We start from the raw sequence: 21,631 nt of genomic DNA on the forward strand, positions 1-21,631 counted from the left end.
TCATTCTGAAATCACCGTCCGTAAAATCTCTTCTGTCGTCGTAATGCCATCTGCTACTTTCGATAGACCATCCGCAAGTAAGAAACGTTGGTCTTGTGATTTGACATACGCTGTAATGTCGCTTTCCGTCGATTGATTCATGATCATCCGGCGTAACACCTCGTCGACCATGATGACCTCTTGAATCGCAACCCGTCCACGGTAACCCGTCATATTACAAGACGAGCAACCACGTCCACGCATGACCGTCGTCGCTTCGATTCCCTCTTGATCAAATAACTCTTGTTCTCGTTTCGAAATCGGATGGACTTCGCCACAATCACGGCAGACACGGCGAACGAGCCGCTGTGCAATCAATCCACTGACAGAAGCAGCAACAAGGAACGGTTCGACCCCCATGTCAATCAATCGCGTGATCGAACTAACGGCAGAATTCGTGTGCAAAGTCGAAAGAACCAAGTGTCCTGTCAGCGAAGCACGAATCGAAATCTCAGCTGTCTCGATGTCGCGAATCTCCCCGACCATGACGACGTTCGGATCCTGACGCAAAATCGAACGAAGACCACTTGCAAACGTTAAACCGATTTTCGCGTTGACTTGAACCTGGTTGATTCCATCAACCTGATACTCAACAGGGTCTTCGACGGTGATGATATTGCGTGATTCATCGTTTAATTCATTCAAAGCGGCATACAACGTCGACGATTTCCCGGAACCGGTTGGACCGGTGATCAAGATGATCCCGTTCGGACGTTTCAGCATTTCCCGGAATTGGAATTCATTCCGCGAACTAAAACCGATTTTTGAGATTGAGATATTCGAGTTCGAACTATCAAGAATCCGGATAACGACCTTTTCGCCGTAAACGGTCGGTAAGGTCGAGACACGGAAATCATACGGTAATCCGTTAAAGACATATTTAATCCGTCCATCCTGTGGTAAGCGTGACTCAGTGATATCAAGTTCACTCATGACTTTGATTCGCGTCGTCAAAATGCTTTGGATTTGTTTCGGATAGTTGTTCTCCGTGCGTAATTCCCCGTCAATCCGGATTCGGATCGTCATCGACGTTTCCTGCGGATCCATATGGATATCGGATGCGCGCTGCGCAATCGCGTTCTCTAGAATTTGATTGACGAGCCGGATGATCGGCGCGTCTTCGCGTGTCACGACATCACGGGATTGATCCGATTCCGCCATATCGTCGGATTCTAGTAATTCCCGTAACGATGAATCAATATCATAGTATTTCAGGATCGTTCGTCTGATTTCGTCCCGCGTCGCAATCCCGACATCAATCGATAAACCTGTCTGCATCCGCAAATCATCAATCGCAATCAAATCCATTGGATCGGCCATCGCGATGAAGAGACGGTTTCCTTCCCGGTAGACCGGAACGAGCGTATGCCGCTGTGCCAGGTCTTTTGAGATCAACTTCGTTACAGCGACGTCGACCGGGTAGTTGTACAGTTGGATGATCGGAATCTTCAATTGATGGTGCAGTGCCTCTAACAATTGTTGTTCAGTCAAGTGACCCAGTCGAAGCAGCGCGTCCCCGAGCTTTTCAGTCGGTCGTTTGACCGTTAGTGCCTCTTCGACTTGTTGATTCGTTATGAGTCCCTCTTCGATCAACATTTCCCCTAAACGTTTTCGTTTCATTGCCATTTAATGTGTCATCCTTCCGCGTGCCGTGTTTCTTCTTCCTCTAACACATCCGGTTTTTGATGTTTTTCATCCATTACACTCGTTACGGCTGCGGTCAACAAACACAAGACGACAATCCCAACGAGTACGAGTGGATTCGTGATCCAGTCGAGCTGAATACTAAAGTAGATCAACGTTACGATCAGAATCGCCGCAACGGACAAAATCGATTTAGCAGTTACAGTCGTCACATAAGGAATCGTTACCGCAAACATCAGTCCGCAGATGATCGTCGCAAGACCGATGATGATACCGAGTTCAATTGCAATCGTCGTCCAGTTCATCGTCTCTCCTCCTTCTTATCCGACAGGTTCCCCTGTTGTTTCACCTTCTACAGGTGAAGCAGGATCACCCGTTTCATTACGATCCGGCGTATCAGGTGACGTCGGACTTGTCGGAGACGTTGGTGTATCTGGCGTCTCGACGCCATCCGTCTGCGGTTCATCCGTCGTTTGGTCATCGGGATTATTCGTATCTGTTGAATCATTGGAATCATTCGTATCCGTCGAATCATCGGAGTTCGTGTCATCTTCCGGTTCAGGTACGACGACTGGTGCTTGTTCTTCTTGACTACTCTTCGTCACGATTGCCGGGACGGCTGCGTAGAAATCAAGAGACAATAACTGCTTCTTCTCCCCTTGAGCCGTCTTCGTCACACGATAGACTTCAATCGATTTCCCTTCTTCTCCCGCTTGTGTATCACTTGTCGTTCCTGCTGTGAGTGTTGCGGAATAACGCGTGATCGTACGGAATGGAATCGTTTTTTCGCCTTCAAGAACTGTTGTGACCGTCTCTTTGAACGGGGTTCCTTTCAGTTCGAGCGTGACATCACTCCCGTTTTGGGTTGCAACGACGTGGTAAATCGATGCTTGTGTATTACGAACGGCAAAATCGGTTTTCTCGTCAATTTTGACATCGTATCCAAGTGTGACACCATCTGGTAACGACGCATGCGGCATCCGTTCGACGATTTCAAACGGAGTCTTTGCGAACAACTCATACAGTTTGCTACCGACATATGATCCTGCGACCGCATCCATGCCATAGGTCTTGACATTCATCAACTGTCCCGGTTTGATTTCAACGTTCGTCATTGCTGTGATCATCTGTTCTTCTGCAGCAGAACGTGTCGAGAAGGAAACCGTTGAAACGACCTCACCTGTTGGATCGACTGCTGCTTCCGATTGAGCAGGATCAAAGTTTTCTTCCTGCAATGTTTTGCTCGTATCGATTAACCATGTCTTAAAGGCAACGAGTTGCTCATCCGAGTAACTGATCGGCTGTGTCGCCAGAAAATTCTCAAGCGACGCTTCATCTACCGTCACCATCAAGTCTCCACCTTTTTTCAAAGAAGCTTTTTTAACAGAATCAGCGGCGTTGATCGTCACGACTTCTGTTGGAATCGGTGTTGTCTCTTCTCCCGTTCCAGTCGTCAGGGGTGTCTTCTTCGTCCATTCCGTAATCGCTTTCTCAACTTTCGATTGTGCTTCTTTTCGATCCATGCCACTGACTGGAACCGATCCAATCCGTGCCGTCTCAGAAAAGGTCGTCGGTGCCGTTGCTTTACCGGTAAAGGAAATCAAGGCAAACGATGGTACGTAAATCAAGGCTACCAGTACAAGTAGCAAAAGTGTATGTATAGCAAAACGCTTCGGATTAATCATCATCTGTTTCCTTTCTGTATGAATTTAATCATTTCAGGTGCCTAGTATTTCCATTATAATGAATATTATGATGAAACATAAGTCCTATCCTGACAAATCCTTTCATGATCTGTGAATAGGTGCTGTTTTTGATTTTCTAGAAAAATCACTTAGGACCTTTCATCCTCATCTATCATGAAGTAGAGGTGAATCCATGCAACGCGAGCAAGGCGGTTTTTCGCTCATCGAAGTACTAGTCAGCATTACGATTTTATCTATTATATCGGTCTCTCTCATCAGCATTTTTTCTCAGTCACTGGCGGCTTCACGTGACAGCACGGAGTTGACGTTCGCAAATTATTTAGCGAAAAATGCCACGTCGTATATTAAACGGGAAGCGCTAGAAGCAACAGCAGATGAACCCTTCGCTTACCATGTATTAAAAGAACAGGCGGGTAGTGCTACGTATTTGAACGGGAAATATGTCATTCCTGATCCGGTATCGCCTTCATGTGGACTATCGGCAATTTGTCGTTCAATCTTTACCGATCCTGAAATCAATAATATTGCCTTTGATGTCAAATACAGCGTGACCCCCCGAAAAATCGAGGGAACCGTCAATCCTAATCTGTTGGATTTGTATGTATTCGTCTACATAAAAGGAACGACCGAACCGATTACGACATTGAAAGGATCGATTACGAATGCGACGCTTAACCAAAGTTTTCCGACAACAAAATGACGGCTTCTCGCTCGTCGAACTGCTCGTCGCGATCGTCATTGCTTCCATCTTCAGTGCCGTTATTCTGACCGTATTCATTTCGGGTACGAAGAGTTTCCGCGCAACCGGAATCATCAGTGAACTGCGGAGTGAAGCTGATAGTCGAGTCGGCATCATATTAAATGAAATCAGTGGATTCGATGCAATTCGGATCGATGAAGCGAAGCAGTTGTCATTCTATAAAAAAACACTTCCCGCTTTGAACCCTGATACCGGATTACTCGAACGTGCCTCAGGTTTTCAGCCGTTTAATGCTACAGCAGAAGCGACTGCTTCCAGTACGGAAGACACCCCGATCCGTTATACATTTGCAGAACAACGCGCAGATGGAACCGAACTGGAATACGAATCTGCTCCACAATCCGTCGACGACCAAACTGAATTATTTCAGACTTTCACATTATCGAGTCCGGAGTATCAAACGATTATATCAGGTGATAATCCGGGACGCTTCATCACCCATGGTATTTTAACCATCACGACTAAGATTCAATCAACGGATCAAGAAGAAGTCCAGACCTTCACAAGCACGATTGGATTTTAACTTAGAAAGGAACACGGTATGCGTAAATCCGAGCAAGGCTATACATTACTTTTCGTTCTTGTCACCTTAACCGTCCTGTCCGTTCTCGCTGTTGCGACGATCGGTATCAGTTTACAGTCGACTCGTCTAACTGAAATTCGTGAAACCGATATTGATGTCGAGACGACGACACAAAATGATCTTGATTTGGCGGTCGCTTCCTTGCAAACTATCGTTGCAAAAACAAAAGGGACATCACCGACGACTTCCTCACAGGCGATATTCGAGAACCTTGATAGTTCCATCGTCTTACCGCTAAAGTCAATCGTACCGAATGTGACGGTTCAGCTTAACGAAGCAGCGTCGAATATCCGGGTGAAAGCACTCGATTTGACAGCAACGGTCACGAAACAAAAAGGTGATCAGCCATCCATCAAAAAAACGTATCGGCAACGTGTCTATTTGTCTGCAATCCCCAGTTTCCTATACTATACGCTCGGCTCAGATGATCAAGTCATCTTAAACGGTGCCCCGTTGATTGAAGGCAACATTTTTTCCCGTAATGCACTGCAAGCGACTGCGACACCGATTTTCAAATACAATAATGTAGATGGGGAATATACGAATACAAAAGCGTTGCCCTACGTAGCAGGTCAAGTACGCGTCTTTCAAGAGAAAAACCAACCATTATTGCAATGTGGTGATTATCTGGTATGCGATCAATCGATTTTTGATCCTAAAGGTGGAACGGAATTAGTAGCGACAAAAGAAACACTCGTACCATTCGATTTTGAGTATGCTTTGAATGATTTTCTGAAGCTACCAACGAATACACCATTTGCTCAAATTGTCTCTTCTTTAAAAAACTCTTCCATTTCGCAATCTATATTGACTGGTCCTTTTCTGACAGAACTCGATACGAAGCGACAAATGATCAGTCCGGCACCGAATACGAATAACACCGTGACATTGACGGACGACTTGGTTCAAGAAACACTCGAACCTTTAATCATCAATGGCAATTTAACGATTTCTTCTTTAAACCCGTTAACACAACCACTTGAAATCAAACGTCCCCTCGTCGTACTCGGTAATCTTCTCATCCGAGGGAACGTTGGCTTTGCGACGACGATTTATACGACCGGAACAAGCCGTCTCGATGATGCCAACATTCAAGGTCTTGTTTCCACTTCAAAACAAAATACATTGATTCTGCTCAGTAAAGGGACTCTCGTCATTAACCGTGTCAATAAATTCTCGACACCGCAAACGGATGTACCTGATTTGAACGCCTTTTTATACAGTGATGACGACCAACGAAATACGATTTACTCCGTTGGTTCAACGATGAATGTACGCGGTGGTATTTTTACGAAAGGTGAACTAGAAGTCAACGCCTATCGTGGGAAACTGGATTTACCTGAAAATGCGTTCCCTGCAAATGTTACGGAGCTTGAAAAACTGATGGTCGCTAACAAATCATCTGACTTTGAAGCTTCCCGCTTACGCATGGCGTATGATGCGACCGTCTTGAAAAATCCGACAGCACTGCTTCCACTCAATCGAGCAGTTCAACTGTATGTCGAAACACCCAAGCGCATTCAACCATAGACACATCAAAAAGAGTCATTCGCCAACGACGAATGACTCTTTTTGATTAGAATTTTGTTGCTCGGTATTGCTTAGCGAGCTTTTTTACTTTTTTATTTTCAACCTCTGCGCCGTTCTGTTGTAGCATCCTATATAAATCTTTTCGGTTTTGTTTGACCGTTTCATAAACCGGTTGCTCTTTCCCGCGATTTGGATCAGCACCCGCTCGTAGTAACAATTCCATCGCTGCTTCGTTTTGGTCAAGTGTCGCATAAAAGAGCGGTGTATGACCGAAGTCATCTATCCGATTGAGTTCCTTTTTTGATGCTTTTTTTACCAGTAGAGCATACGCATCGATTGATCGATTCACACTCGTCGCGACATGAAGCACCGACTGACTGTGTGCATTCAGTTGACTGATTTCCGCACCCTTTGCCAGCCATTCGGAGACCGAACTCCGCGGCGCGAATTGCGCCGCATAAAACCAGTTCGTTTTATTTTGTACGGTCTGTTCGTCGAGAAGGAGTTTCACCTTATCAAAGGCGAGCGTTTCCTGGAATTGACGAATGTAACGATTTTTCTCCTTCGTCGATAAAGAAGCATCTTTTAATGCATTGGCAAGTCGTTCTGGTTTTTCTGAACGCAATCCTTGCTCGAGTGCGGCTTGTTGATTCGTTTGTATGACGTACACCGTTCCCCCGATTCCCATGATGAGTAACATCAAGAGGACGGTTATGAGTCGTTTTCGTTTCATATATGGCGTCCTCAGTTCTTAGTAAACATCTCCATCCAAGTCTGACGTTCCTGACTCAGAACCAATCGTCACTTTGAATGTCGTCGTTAGTGGTGTTTTTTGATTGTCTCTCATGACTTCAAGCACATCTTTATTCTCTTTTAGTGCCGTTACTTTGATTCGTGCCACCCCTGGACGTAGTGGTTGCAGTGCTTGTCCGGTTGGGTCAATCTTGACGTATTCCTTCCCTTGAAGAACTTCTAAGCGATAGAACCGTTCTGTCGCCGTCACTGGGAACCAGCGCAGAATCGGTGATTTCTTATCATCTTTCATCGTCATTGCGATATCGTCGGCTGTCAGATCGATTGGGTTCTCACGTACCCGAACGAGCGTCTTCGCGACTGTATCAGGGAAATCGGTTAACGTCAGTAACGCTTCGACTGGTCCGTTTGGTGTACCGGCCTTACCTGTAATCGTATAACCCGATGACGTCTGTTTTAACTCAATAGCATCACTGACAGTCGAAGTAGTAAACGGCAATGAGTAATTTGGTTTAAATGTCGCTGTCACGTCTTGATTCGACCCGACCCATAACTCCAGGTTATTTGGTGAGACAGACAGTTCCGGCAACTTGACTTGAATCGTATACGTCGTTGACTGGGCAAGATAAGTGGAGCTTCCCGTCGTCGCCGGTACGACCGCTTTGACGGTGACTGTCCCTGGCGTCTTTCCTGTCAACTCCAATGTATTCTTCGTTAAGCCGTTTGTCGTAACACGGGAATCATTCGTAATGATCCATTGAATAGGTGTCTCGCTTCCCGATACCATCGAGGCAGTTCCCGTCATCGATTTCGTTTCTCCGATATATAACGTATCCGGTACATTCCGAACAATTAATCCACCGAACACATCATTGATGACGAGTTCAGAAGTCGCCGTCAACTCTTTACCATTTCCGACGGGTACAACGAGCTTAATCTGTGTCGTACCGACTTTATTCGGTTTAATGACCCCGGCTTCATCAATCGTGGCAATCGCCGGATCCGCAATCGACCACTTCAATGTGCCGTATTGACTGCCTGAAGGGTTGATTTCTGGTAAAACTTTATACGACGGCGTCGTGATATCCATTTTGACGGATGGAATTTTCGCACTTGTCGCAAAGGACGGTGTCAGTGCATAACCAATCGTCGGAAAGGCTTGCGGGTCATTTGCGACGTTTGTTGATTTATCTTTTCCGTTCTTCTTATCCCGATAGATGTTTTTTGTTGATGTCAGCGTGTTATCTTTTTTATCAAGTACATGGACTCCAGCTGCATCCTTGGCGCGTACTTTGACAGTGAATGTCACTTCCGATTGGTCTGCAATCCATTCTCCTTTATGGACGCCTTCAATCGCTTCATCATATTCGATATCCGGGAGATTTCCTTTGACCGTTTGTCCCGTGATGTTCGTTCCGGTCAGCCCCGTCGTCGAGAGGATTTCCAGGTTACTCGGGAACTGTTCGTTGAACAAGATGTTTTCCATCGTTACCGAAAATTGGCCCATGATGTATCCGTTGTTACCGATTGCATCCTTTTGCATCATCGGCGACGTTTTGACAGTGTAGGTGATAGTTGCTGTCTCCCCTTTTGGAATCGTTGCTGGGTCAATCGAGCGGGACAGGACGAATGGCGCAGATGCAGCTGGACGAACGACTTGAACCGTCCGTGTCTCGATCGTTTTTGCTCCGCGTTGATCTTCTGCTTCAATTCGAATCGTCACACTCGTTTTTCCTTTGAGCTTCGATTCAAATGATTGACTGACGAATGAATTATTCTTCAGTTTATTGTTTTCAAAGACTTTCTCATCATCAATATAGATACGTGTCTTCAACTCACGATCTTGTAGATCGTAGTCATTGACTTGATACGAAATTGTCAACGGCTCGTTCTCAAGGTAACTTGATTGATCTGTCGGTAAAATATTCTTAATTAATGGTTTATGATTGGCACCGATGAATGCACGGTACATCGTGTTCGAGAACAATTCTTTTTCTTGTTGCTGGTTGAAACTCGAAGTATGCCCTGCTCCTGAATACGTAATGTTCCCTTTTGTGTACATATAGTAGTGGTTTCGTGCGTCGCCGATTGTTCTTCCGGCAGCCTGATTCGAACTGCTAAGGTTGTTTTCACGGATGTTATACCATGGAATCAGGTCCGGTTGCTCAAGATCCAAACCAAAATACTGGTTATGTGTCGTTGCGATAGCGACCGTATCCGCCAAAGCAAATGGATACGAAGTCATGACGCCGGCATTTTGTTTGACTGCCTGCCCCGTTGTCCGAGGTGCCGCATATCCCATATTCGTAAAATTCTTTTGACCGGCGAGATCTGCAAACTTCGTTTCCCAGAATAGCTCTGGTTTGCTGGATTGTGCCGGTCTGAAGATCGTATCATGTGTCAGCATCAATCCTTGCCCTGTATTCGTGAAGTTAAGAATAGCATCTGATGCAGGATCACTGAGTGAAGCTGCACCATACGAATCCTGAAAACCGAAGATCAGCATATCATAGGATGTATTTATATTTTTACTGGCATACGTTTTGTTAAACGTGTCCGCAGAAATGACTTCTACATTGAAGTCATATAACCCATCTTGTTTTAGTAAAGATCCTGAGTTCATAAAACCGTTGATTGAACCGGTTGATCCTGAACGTGTGACTTGTAAAATCTTCGCTTTTGCTTCTTGATCCTGCATCAGAAAGCTACCTGTTTTGTAATCTGTCAATCCATCGTCACTTATGACTCGAATCATCCAGTTACGTGGTCCTGTATAACTTGGCGCATCAAAACGATATGATAACGAACCAGAAGACGTAGCCACTTTCTCGTCGACTTTCTCCGACTCATCGAATTGGTCATTACTATTGAAGTCAATATACAACTGGACACGTGTATTAGCTGTAGTTTGATCAAGCGTAAAATTAAAATCAATTGGTTTATCTGGTGAAGCGGGTGCAGCTTTATCTACCGATGTTAATCCGAGACCCGCCTGCGAAACTGTCACCTTACTTAAGCGTGGTCGCTCGATTTTTTCAGATTGTAGGCGAAGCGTGACCTGTTTTGTGTCCGTGTAGGCAATTGCAGCACCTGATGTCATGCTTGGCTTAAAAACCGAAGTGAAATTACTCGTTGCATGCGTTAATACATCAGCATGTAAAAAGACTGGTAATCCTTTTTGAATATAGTTCGTTAAAATTTCATTTGCTTTTAATTTTGTAATATCATTCTCAATTTTACTTGTATTATGCATTTTGGACGTATCAGAGACTTTTACGGAATAACGGTCTGCGTCCGTAAAAACAGATGGATCAAAAACAATCGCATCAAACGCTCCATCAAGCGGGAAACGAGAAGCATTCAGCTCCTTGACCGTCATCATCTTAATATCAAAACGTGCTGAATCGAGTCCCGTTAATAACGACGTGATTTTGGTTCCCGGATCAATCCGGTTCGTCGTCGACCAGTCATCGCGAATCTCTAAAATCTTAAACTTTTCACCCATTGCCGCTTTGGAATGCGGTTCATGTATATACGTAAAACTTGAAAAAATCAGTAAGATAGCTAAGGTTAGACGGACCCACTGTTTCATCACTTATCGTCTCCTCATCGTGTCATTGAATTATGGGACTATACTCCCCCATTTCATTATAACGAGAGAATGAGGATTTTCCCTATTTTGTAAAAATGGAAGCGTAATAATGCCGCACTTCACTGATGAAATAGAGTGATCCTGTCACGACGTATGTCCGGTTCACTTCTAATTGCTCGAAGAATGCTTCGACCGTCGTTATGTTGGCTCCGTCCCGCTTCAACTCATCAAGTGTCCGCGCACGCGGAAAATCAAATGTCGTCTCATAAATATTTGGTGTGATGTTGCGTAACTGCGTTAGCATCGCCGTCCGGTCTTTGTCACGCAAAATCGAACAAAGTAACGTCACAGGTTTGGACTCCTCTTTTAACCGTTCAACAAGTGCCGTGATGCCTTCCGGGTTATGGGCACCATCGAGAATGATTCGTGGTTTACGCGAGATGATCTCAAACCGTCCCGGATGTTTTGCTTCCCGTAGTCCTTTTCGGATCGCCGCCTTCGACCAGCCGAGTCGCCGCGCACAGATGACGGCGTTTGCCGCATTGTGGACTTGATGATGGCCTTCGAGCCCTAAACGTGTCTCCGGAATCCCATCATATGTCGCCCAGGTACCCGTCTCTTTTAATCGATAACGGATGATCGCTTCCTGACTCCATTTCAACGTCGCATTCCGGTCACCGCAATACGCCATTAACGGTACCGTCAGTTCTTCTTGCAGTTTCCCGGCAATGACCGGTGTCCCCTGTTTGATGATACCGAACTTCTGTAAGGCGATTTCTTGGAGCGTATCTCCGAGAATCGCTTGATGATCGTGTCCGATCGAGGTGATGATTGCCGCAACCGGATTCTTAAAGACGTTCGTCGAATCATATAAGCCACCGAGACCAACTTCATAGATGACGAAATCCGGACGAATCTGATCAAAATAATAGAAAGCAAGTCCCGTCAATGCTTCGAACTCAGTGACCGTACCAAGTGCCGGATCAATCTGCCCGATAGCAGTCTGAACAGCGATGGCGGCTGCAACGAGATCATCTTCTTCAATCGGCACTCCGTTTAACATGATCCGTTCCTCGAACTGAATGATATACGGCGACGTAAACGTCCCGATTCGTAATCCTTCCGCAATTCCCATCTCACGTAAGAACGCAACCGTTGATCCTTTTCCGTTCGTGCCAGCGACATGAATCGTCGGAATCGTGTCCGGGTCAATCTGTAATTCTAGTAGCATCGCCTGCATCCGTTCAAGACCCGGTTTGACACCGAATGCTAGTAAGCTCGACAACCAATCCAATACATCTTCTCGCGTCCTCATGCTGTTCGCTCCTTTAAAAAAAGTGGCTCAAGGAGACTTGAGCCACTGCTGTTATTAGTGTGAGAGTTCGTTGATGCGTGCTTCGACAGCTTGACGTTTTTCCGTGTAGTCAAGTGCCTTCGCTTTTTCTTCATCAATGACGTGTGCCGGTGCTTTACCGACGAAGCCAGGGTTGTTGAGTTTTTTCTCGACCCGTTCGACTTCTTTCGTATATTTGACGAGTTCCTTGTTCAAGCGGGCGATTTCTTCCTCGATGTTGATCAAGTCAGCGAGTGGGATGAACAATTCTGCTCCCGTCACGATCGCACTCATCGCTTTTTCTGGCGCTGGCATCTGCTCTTCGATTCGGAGTTCAGACGCGTTCGTGAACTTTTGCAAGTACGAGCTGTTTGACGACAAGTCGTCTTGAACACGTGCGTCATTCGTCGAGATGAACAGTTGGATCTGTTTCGACATCGGTGCGTTCACTTCAGCGCGGATGTTACGAACCGAACGGATGACGTTCTGAACCGCTTCGAATGCTGGAACAGCTTCCGGGAAGTCGAGTGACGTCTCGCGTGTTGGCCATGCAGCACGTGTGATCGTTTCGCCTTCATGCGGTAAGTGTTGCCAGATTTCTTCCGTGATGAACGGCATGAATGGGTGCATCAGACGCATGATCCGGTCGAGCGTATAGGCAAGAACCGAACGCGTTGTCTGTTTCGCTGCTTCGTCTTCCCCGTTGAGCGGTAATTTCGCCATCTCGATGTACCAGTTACAGAAGTCTTCCCAGATGAAGTGATAAAGAATTCGTCCTGCTTCACCAAACTCATATTTATCCGATAGACGTGTTACGTCGTCAATCGTCGTCTGTAAGCGTGTCAGGATCCATTTATCTGCGAGTGACTTCTCGCCTGTCAAATCAATCTGATCAAACGATAGACCATCCATGTTCATCAAGGCAAAACGGCTTGCGTTCCAGAGTTTGTTCGAGAAGTTCCATGTTGCTTCGATCTTTTCCCAGTAGAAGCGGAGGTCGTTCCCTGGCGTTGATCCTGTTGTTAAGAACCAACGAAGAGAATCGGCACCGTACTTCTCGATGACATCCATCGGATCGATTCCGTTCCCGAGGGATTTCGACATCTTCCGTCCTTCCGAATCACGAATCAATCCGTGGATCAGGACGTCTTTAAATGGACGTTGTCCTGTGAATTCGTACGATTGGAAGATCATCCGTGAAACCCAGAAAGCGATGATGTCATAGCCCGTCACGAGTGTTGATGTCGGGAAGTATTTTTGATAATCAGCAGCGTCCGTGTTCGGCCACCCCATCGTTGAGAACGGCCAGAGCGCTGACGAGAACCACGTGTCGAGAACATCGTTGTCTTGCTCCCAGTTCTCGATATCGGCTGGTGCTTCCTTGCCAACGTAAACTTCACCTGTTTCTTTATGATACCAAGCCGGAATCCGGTGTCCCCACCACAATTGACGGCTGACACACCAGTCACGGATGTTTTCCATCCAGCGTACGTATGTGTTTTCAAAGCGTTGTGGAACGAAGTTGACCTTGTCTGGTCCTTGTTGCTCCTCGAGTGCTTTTTGCGCAAGTGGCTCCATTTTAACGAACCATTGGAGTGAGAGATACGGCTCGACGATTGCATCTGAACGTTCTGAGTGACCGACAGAGTGCAGGTGTGGTTCGATTTTGATCAAAACGCCTGCTGCTTTTAAATCTTCAACGATTTGTTTCCGGCATTCGAAACGATCCATGCCTTCGTATTTCCCTGCGTTCTCGTTCATCGTTCCATCTTCGTTCATGACGAGGACACGTGGTAACTCGTGACGGTTACCGACCTCGAAGTCGTTCGGGTCGTGGGCTGGTGTGATCTTAACGACACCTGTACCAAACTCCATATCGACATAGTCATCGGCAACGATCGGAATCTCGCGACCGACGATTGGTAACGTAATCGTTTTTCCGACGAGGTGAGCATAACGCTCATCCTTCGGGTTCACGGCGATCGCTGTATCACCGAGCATCGTCTCAGGACGTGTCGTCGCCAGTTCCACGTGACCTGAACCATCCGTCAGTGGATAGCTGAAGTGATAGAACGCACCTTCGATATCTTTGTAGATGACTTCGATATCTGAGATCGCTGTTTTTGTTGCCGGGTCCCAGTTAACGATATATTCACCGCGGTAGATCAAGCCTTTTTCGTAAAGTTTCACGAAGACTTCTTGAACCGCTTCTGACAATCCTTCGTCGAGCGTGAAGCGCTCGCGTGAATAGTCGAGTCCGAGTCCGAGTTTTGCCCATTGTGCACGGATCGTTGACGCATACTCTTCTTTCCATGCCCATGATTGCTCGAGGAATTTCTCGCGCCCCATTTCAAGACGTGATTGTCCTTCTGCCCGCAGTTTTTGTTCGACTTTTGCTTGTGTTGCGATACCGGCATGGTCCATTCCCGGTAAGTAAAGGACGTCAAACCCTTGCATCCGCTTCATCCGTGTCAGCATGTCTTGTAACGTCGTGTCCCACGCGTGACCAAGGTGCAATTTACCTGTGACGTTCGGTGGTGGAATGACGATCGTGTACGGCTCTTTTTCTGGATCCTGATCGGCTTTGAAATAGTCACCTTTCACCCAAAAGTCGTACCATTTTTCTTCCGTTGCCTGCGGATCATACTTCGTTGGCATTGATAATTCCTGCATCCTGATCGCTCCCTTTTTGTCCATAATAAAAACGGCTTCTCTCGTCCTATGCTAAGGACGAAAGAAAGCCGTTGCTTTTTTCCGCGGTACCACCTTAGTTCATCCAAAATCGGATGCCCTCGAGCCACGTAACGTGTGGAGGACGGATATCGCTCGTAAGACTCACGATACCAGCTCGTGGGGTGACCTTCCTCCTGTTCGCCCGTCACATCTTTCAGCCAAGGATGTGTTCTCTACACCGGTACGAATACAGGACTACTCTTCCCGTCATCGCTGTTGCCATTTTCTTCTTTACTCATTTTAGCCGAGAGTTCAAGTAATCGTCAAGAACTGCTTAACGACCAAATTCGACTTGAAGTTCCTTGAACGTCAATTCGACGGCTTCGATCGTCCGCTCGATGTCTTCATCCGTATGGGCGATCGACAGGAAGAGACCTTCGAATTGTGACGGTGGTAAGAAGACACCACGCGCCGCCATCTTTTGATAATACGAACGGAACATCTCAAGGTTCGACGTTTTCGCTTTTTCGAAGTTCGTGACACGTTCATCCGTGAAGAAGACACCAAACATCGCGCCTGCACGGTTCGTCGTCAGCGGAATGTTGTATTTCGCTGCAGCGTTCAGGTAGCCTTCCGACAAACGGCTCGCTTTCCGGTCGAACTCTTGATAGTGTTCTGGTTTCAATTGTGTCAATGTCGCTAGACCAGCTGCCATCGCGAGTGGATTTCCGGATAACGTACCCGCTTGATAGATTGGACCTTGTGGTGCGATCTGCTCCATGATGTCACGACGTCCACCGTAAGCACCGACCGGCATTCCGCCACCGATGACTTTACCGAGACACGTGATGTCCGGTGTGACACCGAAATGTCCTTGGGCACAGTGGAATCCGACACGGAAACCAGTCATGACTTCGTCAAAGATCAGCAATGCGCCGTTTTCTGACGTGATCTCCCGTAAGCCTTCAAGGAATCCTGGCTCTGGTGGGACGAAGCCCATGTTCCCAGCAGCCGGTTCGACGATGACACCAGCGATATCGTCGCCGTGTTTTTCGAACGCGATCCGGACAGCGTCCAAATCGTTATATGGAACCGTCAGCGTCATGCTCGCGATTTGCGCTGGAACGCCTGGTGAATCTGGTAATCCGAGTGTCGCGACACCTGAACCTGCTTTGATCAAGAGCGAGTCACCGTGACCATGGTAACAGCCTTCGAACTTGAGGATTTTCGTCCGACCTGTATAGCCGCGTGCGAGACGAAGCGCTGCCATCGTCGCTTCTGTTCCTGAGTTGACCATCCGGACGACTTCGACCGACGGCACCCGGCTGATGACGACTTCCGCCATCGCTGATTCGATTTCCGTTGGTGTCCCGTAGCTCCAGCCACGTGTCGCTTGTTCTTGGATCGCTGACGTGACGCTTGGATCGGCATGACCAAGAATCATTGGTCCCCATGACAAGACGTAATCGATATACTCTTTTCCGTCGATGTCATAGAGCTTCGATCCTTTTGCATGATCTGCGAAAATCGGTGTCATCCCGACCGATTTATAAGCACGGACCGGGCTATTGACACCACCCGGCATGAGCGGGAGTGCCCGCTCGAATGCTTCTTTTGATTTTGAATTCTGGTTAATTAAGCTCATTTCGACCCCTCCAGGTAACGACAAATGTCTTTTGCGAAATAGGTGATGATTAAATCAGCGCCTGCTCGTTTAAAGCCAAGCATCGTCTCAAGGACGATTCGTTCTTCGTCGATCCAGCCGTTCAAGGCAGCAGCTTTGACCATCGCATACTCACCCGATACGTTATACGCAACGATTGGTAAGTCAATCCGCTCGCGCACATCACGAATGATATCCATGAACGCAAGCGCAGGTTTGACGATCATGAAGTCAGCTCCTTGATCAACGTCCGCTGTTGCTTCGCGGAACGCTTCGCGACGGTTTGCTGGATCCATTTGATAACCTTTCCGGTCGCCTTCTCCCGGTGCCGAGTTCGCCGCATCACGGAATGGACCGTAATAAGCAGACGCATATTTAACACCATAGCTCATGACCGGAATATGGCTGAATCCGTTCTCGTCTAATCCTTGACGAATGGCTGCGACAAATCCGTCCATCATCGATGATGGGGCAATGACGTCAGCACCCGCCCGTGCTTGTGAGATCGCTGTTTTGACGTGAAGCGGTAATGACGCATCATTATCGACCGTACCGTCCGCGACGATACCGCAATGACCTGTCGACGTGTATTCACATAAGCATGTGTCGGCAATGACCGTTAGCTGCGGGGCAACCTTTTTGACGAGACGTGTCGCTTCTTGAACGATCCCGTGATCGTGAAACGCACCTGATCCTTGCTCGTCTTTTAAGTGGTCGTGCGGGACACCGAATAAGATGACAGATTCGATTCCGAGTGCGACGACTTCTTCAATCTCAGCCGTCAGATGATCGAGTGATAAGTTGAAAACGCCAGGCATCGAGCTGACTTCCCGTTTAATGTCTTCGCCTTCTGCGACGAAAATCGGATAAATCAAATCTGATTTATGCAATTGGTTCTCGCGAACGAGTGACCGGAGTGATGCGGTATGACGTAAACGACGGTGACGTGCGTATTCTAAAGTATTCATGCTGATTCCTCCTCAATGATACGATCAATCATGCCGTCCACCGTGAATTCACGGGCGACATGGATCGGTTGAAGTCCGGCTGCTTTTGCTGCTTGCTCCGTGATCGTTCCAATGACGATGAACGTCGTTTGCGGGGCTAGTGGAGCAATCGCTTCGACAGCGGAAGGACTCTGCAGTCCAATGTAGGTAGCAGTTTTGAAAAGTGCTTCCGGTGGCCGACGTGTGACGGTTTCATAGGTGATGATGTCTTCAATCGTGAATCGATTCAGTTTCCGTAACTGCTCGACTGGTGCTTGACGTGACCGGTTTCCCCGCGCAAACACGATGTGATTCCCGTCAGACAAGTATGGTCCAAGCTCTGCGACGAGCGCATCGCCTGTATAAGTCGAAGGTATGAAATCGGCTTGTCGTCCGTACTTTACAAGCACGTCCGCCGTCTTTCGTCCGACGACCGCGATACGCGTTTCTGCTAATTCAGGCAACGCGTCAGCAATCCGGTGGACACCATTCGGACTCGTCACGATGAGCCAATCGATTTCCTTTGGTAACGTAAACGAAACAGGCTGCGTTTCGATGACCGGATAGTGTACACTCTCGATCGCAACTGCACGTAGTCGAGCCACCTGCTCGTTCGTTGGTGGTCGGCTCCCTGTGAACAATACCTGCTTATAGGTCATCTGGAAGTGACGCGAGGATTTCACGGCCACCCGAAGCAAGCAGACGTTCGGCAATATCTTGACCGAGTTGCATCGGATCAAGACCTGATTCCCGCTCAATTAAGATTTGCTCTCCATCGACCGATCCAATGAATCCGACGAGTGTCGTTGACATGTCTTCGTTGATTGTTGCGAATCCACCGACCGGTACGTGACAGCTCCCTTCGATTGCGGCGAGGAAAGCCCGTTCTGCATAAGCGACCTTTTCCGTCATCTGATCATGGATCAGGTGCAACAGATCACGTACTTCCTGGTCATGTTCGCGACATTCAATCCCGAGGATTCCTTGACCGACGGCTGGAATCATCTCTTCTGTCGAAAGGTATTCCGAAACGACATCTTCCGACCACCCCATCCGTTTCAAACCGGCTGCTGCGAGCAGAATGCCGTCGAACGGACCATTCTTTAATTTATCGAGTCGTGTATCGATATTCCCGCGAATCGATTCGATTTTTAAATCAGGGCGGAGTTTTAGCAATTGCGACCCGCGACGTAAGCTACTCGTACCAACGACCGCACCTTCCGGCAAGGAAGCAAGGCCTTCTCCTGTTTTCGTGATCAAGGCATCACGGGCATCAACACGCGCCGGTGTTGCCCCGATGATAAGACCAGCTGGTAATTCAGACGGTAAGTCTTTCATACTATGGACGGCAAAATCGATTTCTTCATCCATCATCTGCTGTTCGATCTCTTTTACGAATAATCCTTTGCCACCGACCTTCGAGAGCGTCACATCCAAGATGCGATCCCCTTTTGTGATGATGTTCTTGATTTCGAACTCGTATGGTGCGCCGGCTTGTTTCAACTGATCGATGACCCATTTCGTCTGTGTCATCGCTAGCTTTGAGCTACGCGATCCAACAATGATTTTTCGCATGCTAAAATCCCCCTGTACAATGATAAAGGGGCGGCACAAGTCCGCCCCATGCATTTTCTATTGTAACACAAATCGTGCTTTGTTCACCGGTTCACAGCTTTTGCTGAAGGTGTCGTTTCTTCTGATGTCACGACTTCATCTTCGAGCCCTTCGAACAAGTCTTCGTTTAATGCAAACGTATCCATGAACTGTGCAATCCGCTCATCGGCATCTGGTTTTGCTGCCGCATCTTTGATGTAAGACAACGGTTCACGCAACAGTTGATTAATGATGGATTTCATGTGTTTCCCGATGACGGTTTTTTCCCGTTTCGACATCTCCGGTAATTTCCGTTCCAAGCTTTGCATCGTCTCTTGTTGAATTCGTAAGGCTTGGTCTCGGAGTTCCGTGATGATCGGTACGACTCCAAGTGTCGTCATCCAACCTTCGAACTCAGCGATTGCCGCTTCGATGCGTTGTTCGATCTTCGCTGCTTCCTTCATCCGTTCCGCCATGTTTTGCTGAACGATTGAAGTCAAATCATCGACATCATATAAATGAACGCCTGGCAAGTCACCGACGGTCGGTTCGATGTCACGTGGTACGGCGATGTCAATCAATAGGAAGGGACGATCATGACGGAACAGTTGTGCAGCCGCGATGTCTTCCCGTTTGATGATGGCACGTTTCGCACCCGTTGAAGAGATGACGATGTCTGCCCGAAGCAAACCGCACTGCATCTCGTTAATGGAATGCGCCGATCCTTCGAACCGATTCGCGACCTCTTCTGCTTTTGCTAACGTCCGGTTAAAGACCGTGATGTCACGTGCCCCTGCTTCATATAAATTGAGCGTCGTCAGTTCGCCGGTTTCTCCCGCACCGATGACGACGATTGATTTATCTTCAAGCGATCCGAGTAACTGTTCGGCAAGCGTGACGGCAGCAGCACTGACAGAAACGGCATTTTCACCGATTCCAGTTTCTGCGTGAGCCCGTTTGGCGAGCGTGACCGCTTCTTTAAAGAGTTTATTAAAGACCGTTCCTGTCGTTTCAAGCTTCTGCGCCATGAAGAAACTCGTCTTGACTTGACCGAGAATCTGCGTTTCGCCGACGATCATCGAATCAAGTCCACTTGTTACGCGGAACAGATGTTTCATCGCGTCGAATCCTTCATGAATGAAGAGATACGGCTCCAGTTCCTCCATCGTCAAACCGAACCAGTTCGCGAGGAAACGTTTTGTATAGTAGCGCCCCGTATGCGGCTGATCCGTTACGACATACAGTTCCGTCCGGTTACATGTCGAGACGATGACACTCTCAAAAATACTTTTTTCATCGCGAAGTGCGACGACCGCTCCCTTCATCTCATGCTCCCCGAATGAGACTTGTTCGCGTATTGATACTGGCGCTGTTTTGTTGTTCAAGCCGACCACTACGATATGCATGCGCTCTACCCCTTACGTCCAAAGATTTCGTTCCGATCTATCTTTTCGTTCTCTACCCTACATTATAACCATTATAAAAAAGATTCCAATCAATTTATAAACTAAAATGAGTCGAAGTTGTGAAATCTTCTTCCTTTTTCTCTTCTTCTACCTTATCCCTCTCTCGCCAAAATCACAAACCCTCTGCTCCTAAAAAGAGCAGAGGGCTACACTTACTTCAATGAGTCCGGTGATACCGTCACGTCCAGTACATCAAGACGTTGCTGACGGAGACGATAGATTCGGGCGATGTTCTGAATGACGACCTTTGAGACCGCATAGGTCGGTACAGCTAGGATGACACCGATGATGCCGCCGATCTTTCCGGCGACAAGCAAGACGATGATGATCGTCAATGGATGAACCTTGAGCGTTTTCCCTTGGACGTAAGGTGAGATCAGATTCGATTCGATTTGCTGCGCGACGACGATCGTAATGATCGCATAGACCGCTTTGATCGGATCATCGATGAAACCGACGATGACCGCCGGAACAGCACCAATGTAAGGACCGAGATAGGGAATGATATTCGTGACCGTACAGAATAAGGCAAGCAATAAGGCGTATTGAATATCGGAAATGAAAAAACCGATCAATGACATCACACCGACGCAAATCGAGACGATGACCTGCCCGTTGACATAATGCTTCACTGTCACATGCATGTCATGCAGAATGTTGCGTGTTTCCGTCTCATAGCTTTTCGGTAATAATTTCACGACGGAATCCGGAAATTTGTACCCATCGAGCAACATATAAACCAAGATGAACGGCACTAAAACGATGATCAGAACGGTCGAAGAAATGAAACCAAAGATCGTGCCAACGGATGTCGAGACAGACTTGAAGACTGTGCCGATATACGATGTCGCTTCATTCGTCCATTCATCGAACAGAGCCGTATTCTCATGAACCCACGTCGAGATGAAACGGTTGTCCATCAGCTGGTCACGCAGATTCAACGTTTGATCACGTAACTCAACGACAAGCGTCGGGATACTCGTTGCGAAGTCCGTTACCTGTTCGACCAAAATCGGTCCAATCGAAGCAATGGCGATCGTCAGGATTGTGATGAACCCGAGTAATACGATCAATACGGCAAGACCGCGTTTCTTGACCCGCTTTTGTAACGCATCCACGATACCGAGTGTAAAGTAATAAAAGATACCTGCGATGATCAGGGGCGGGAAAATCAATGCCAGCATGACTTTGATCGGCTGGAATAGAAATGAAATTTTCGTTCCGACCCAGATGACGAGAAAAATCAGCAAAATCCAGATTAATGCTTTAAACCACTTGTTTCGTAACAACTCCACCTAATATATCCTCCT

Annotated in this window: 16 protein-coding genes and 1 other annotated feature; of the genes, 3 read left to right on the forward strand and 13 right to left on the reverse strand. The window is 47.4% G+C overall.

The window, feature by feature from the left end:
* The 3 genes from ACRPK8_RS00460 to ACRPK8_RS00470 are packed head-to-tail and all read right to left on the reverse strand — an operon-like array spanning position 1 to position 3,332.
* Complete coding sequence (locus tag ACRPK8_RS00460) at positions 1 to 1,665, reverse strand: GspE/PulE family protein (protein WP_432236435.1); 1,665 nt, start codon at positions 1,663 to 1,665, stop codon at positions 1 to 3.
* Positions 1,666 to 1,673: 8 nt separating this feature from the next.
* Positions 1,674 to 1,988: a hypothetical protein gene (locus tag ACRPK8_RS00465; RefSeq protein ID WP_432236436.1), complete on the reverse strand. Its 315-nt coding sequence runs from the start codon at positions 1,986 to 1,988 to the stop codon at positions 1,674 to 1,676.
* Between the two features lie 15 nt (positions 1,989 to 2,003).
* Entirely contained in the window at positions 2,004 to 3,332 is a 1,329-nt protein-coding gene (locus ACRPK8_RS00470; RefSeq protein WP_432236437.1) for a G5 domain-containing protein, read from the reverse strand.
* 229 nt (positions 3,333 to 3,561) lie between these two features.
* Here ACRPK8_RS00470 and ACRPK8_RS00475 point away from each other — a divergent pair, with 229 nt between their 5' ends.
* The 3 genes from ACRPK8_RS00475 to ACRPK8_RS00485 are packed head-to-tail and all read left to right on the forward strand — an operon-like array spanning position 3,562 to position 6,262.
* Positions 3,562 to 4,089, forward strand: coding sequence for a prepilin-type N-terminal cleavage/methylation domain-containing protein (locus tag ACRPK8_RS00475; RefSeq protein WP_432236438.1), 528 nt, complete (start codon positions 3,562 to 3,564; stop codon positions 4,087 to 4,089).
* Positions 4,052 to 4,672: a PilW family protein gene (locus ACRPK8_RS00480; RefSeq protein WP_432236439.1), complete on the forward strand. Its 621-nt coding sequence runs from the start codon at positions 4,052 to 4,054 to the stop codon at positions 4,670 to 4,672. Before ACRPK8_RS00475 ends, ACRPK8_RS00480 begins: the two co-directional genes overlap by 38 nt.
* Before the next feature lie 18 nt (positions 4,673 to 4,690).
* On the forward strand, positions 4,691 to 6,262 hold the full coding sequence (locus ACRPK8_RS00485) for a type II secretion system protein (protein ID WP_432236440.1): 1,572 nt from the start codon (positions 4,691 to 4,693) through the stop codon (positions 6,260 to 6,262).
* A 46-nt stretch (positions 6,263 to 6,308) separates the two neighbouring features.
* Here ACRPK8_RS00485 and ACRPK8_RS00490 read toward each other — a convergent pair whose 3' ends face one another.
* From ACRPK8_RS00490 to ACRPK8_RS00535, 10 genes are all read right to left on the reverse strand, one after another.
* On the reverse strand, positions 6,309 to 6,995 hold the full coding sequence (locus ACRPK8_RS00490; protein WP_432236441.1) for an ankyrin repeat domain-containing protein: 687 nt from the start codon (positions 6,993 to 6,995) through the stop codon (positions 6,309 to 6,311).
* An 18-nt stretch (positions 6,996 to 7,013) separates the two neighbouring features.
* Positions 7,014 to 10,607: a DUF5057 domain-containing protein gene (locus ACRPK8_RS00495; RefSeq protein WP_432236442.1), complete on the reverse strand. Its 3,594-nt coding sequence runs from the start codon at positions 10,605 to 10,607 to the stop codon at positions 7,014 to 7,016.
* Positions 10,608 to 10,689: 82 nt separating this feature from the next.
* The gene (locus ACRPK8_RS00500; protein WP_432236443.1) at positions 10,690 to 11,922 is read right to left on the reverse strand and encodes a bifunctional folylpolyglutamate synthase/dihydrofolate synthase; all 1,233 of its coding nucleotides are present in this window, start codon (positions 11,920 to 11,922) and stop codon (positions 10,690 to 10,692) included.
* Positions 11,923 to 11,976: 54 nt separating this feature from the next.
* Positions 11,977 to 14,613, reverse strand: coding sequence for a valine--tRNA ligase (locus ACRPK8_RS00505; protein WP_432236444.1), 2,637 nt, complete (start codon positions 14,611 to 14,613; stop codon positions 11,977 to 11,979).
* A 50-nt stretch (positions 14,614 to 14,663) separates the two neighbouring features.
* Positions 14,664 to 14,893 (reverse strand) — a binding site (T-box leader).
* 54 nt (positions 14,894 to 14,947) lie between these two features.
* Entirely contained in the window at positions 14,948 to 16,258 is a 1,311-nt protein-coding gene (gene hemL / locus ACRPK8_RS00510) for a glutamate-1-semialdehyde 2,1-aminomutase (RefSeq protein WP_195864652.1), read from the reverse strand.
* Entirely contained in the window at positions 16,255 to 17,244 is a 990-nt protein-coding gene (gene hemB / locus ACRPK8_RS00515; protein WP_023468970.1) for a porphobilinogen synthase, read from the reverse strand. Before hemB ends, hemL begins: the two co-directional genes overlap by 4 nt.
* Positions 17,241 to 17,951 carry a uroporphyrinogen-III synthase gene (locus tag ACRPK8_RS00520; protein ID WP_432236445.1) on the reverse strand — a complete coding sequence of 237 codons (711 nt, stop codon included), beginning with the start codon at positions 17,949 to 17,951 and terminating at the stop codon, positions 17,241 to 17,243. The genes hemB and ACRPK8_RS00520 overlap by 4 nt, the downstream gene beginning before the upstream one ends.
* Positions 17,911 to 18,837, reverse strand: coding sequence for a hydroxymethylbilane synthase (gene hemC, locus ACRPK8_RS00525; RefSeq protein WP_432236446.1), 927 nt, complete (start codon positions 18,835 to 18,837; stop codon positions 17,911 to 17,913). Before hemC ends, ACRPK8_RS00520 begins: the two co-directional genes overlap by 41 nt.
* An 83-nt stretch (positions 18,838 to 18,920) precedes the next feature.
* Complete coding sequence (gene hemA / locus ACRPK8_RS00530) at positions 18,921 to 20,261, reverse strand: glutamyl-tRNA reductase (protein ID WP_432236447.1); 1,341 nt, start codon at positions 20,259 to 20,261, stop codon at positions 18,921 to 18,923.
* 212 nt (positions 20,262 to 20,473) lie between these two features.
* Entirely contained in the window at positions 20,474 to 21,616 is a 1,143-nt protein-coding gene (locus tag ACRPK8_RS00535; RefSeq protein WP_432236448.1) for an AI-2E family transporter, read from the reverse strand.
* Positions 21,617 to 21,631 lie beyond the last annotated feature (15 nt).

The sequence above is a fragment of the Exiguobacterium sp. TDN 0502 genome (assembly GCF_050846835.1).
Lineage (GTDB): Bacteria > Bacillota > Bacilli > Exiguobacteriales > Exiguobacteriaceae > Exiguobacterium_A.

Excerpts from the sequence above, each read along its gene's own strand:
- ACRPK8_RS00460 (WP_432236435.1), bottom strand. The coding sequence starts at position 1,665 with ATGGCAATGAAACGAAAACGTTTAGGGGAAATGTTGATCGAAGAGGGA.
- ACRPK8_RS00465 (WP_432236436.1), bottom strand. The coding sequence starts at position 1,988 with ATGAACTGGACGACGATTGCAATTGAACTCGGTATCATCATCGGTCTT.
- ACRPK8_RS00475 (WP_432236438.1), top strand. The coding sequence starts at position 3,562 with ATGCAACGCGAGCAAGGCGGTTTTTCGCTCATCGAAGTACTAGTCAGC.
- ACRPK8_RS00480 (WP_432236439.1), top strand. The coding sequence starts at position 4,052 with ATGCGACGCTTAACCAAAGTTTTCCGACAACAAAATGACGGCTTCTCG.
- ACRPK8_RS00485 (WP_432236440.1), top strand. The coding sequence starts at position 4,691 with ATGCGTAAATCCGAGCAAGGCTATACATTACTTTTCGTTCTTGTCACC.
- ACRPK8_RS00490 (WP_432236441.1), bottom strand. The coding sequence starts at position 6,995 with ATGAAACGAAAACGACTCATAACCGTCCTCTTGATGTTACTCATCATG.
- ACRPK8_RS00495 (WP_432236442.1), bottom strand. The coding sequence starts at position 10,607 with ATGAAACAGTGGGTCCGTCTAACCTTAGCTATCTTACTGATTTTTTCA.
- ACRPK8_RS00500 (WP_432236443.1), bottom strand. The coding sequence starts at position 11,922 with ATGAGGACGCGAGAAGATGTATTGGATTGGTTGTCGAGCTTACTAGCA.
- ACRPK8_RS00505 (WP_432236444.1), bottom strand. The coding sequence starts at position 14,613 with ATGCAGGAATTATCAATGCCAACGAAGTATGATCCGCAGGCAACGGAA.
- hemL (WP_195864652.1), bottom strand. The coding sequence starts at position 16,258 with ATGAGCTTAATTAACCAGAATTCAAAATCAAAAGAAGCATTCGAGCGG.
- hemB (WP_023468970.1), bottom strand. The coding sequence starts at position 17,244 with ATGAATACTTTAGAATACGCACGTCACCGTCGTTTACGTCATACCGCA.
- hemC (WP_432236446.1), bottom strand. The coding sequence starts at position 18,837 with ATGCGAAAAATCATTGTTGGATCGCGTAGCTCAAAGCTAGCGATGACA.
- hemA (WP_432236447.1), bottom strand. The coding sequence starts at position 20,261 with ATGCATATCGTAGTGGTCGGCTTGAACAACAAAACAGCGCCAGTATCA.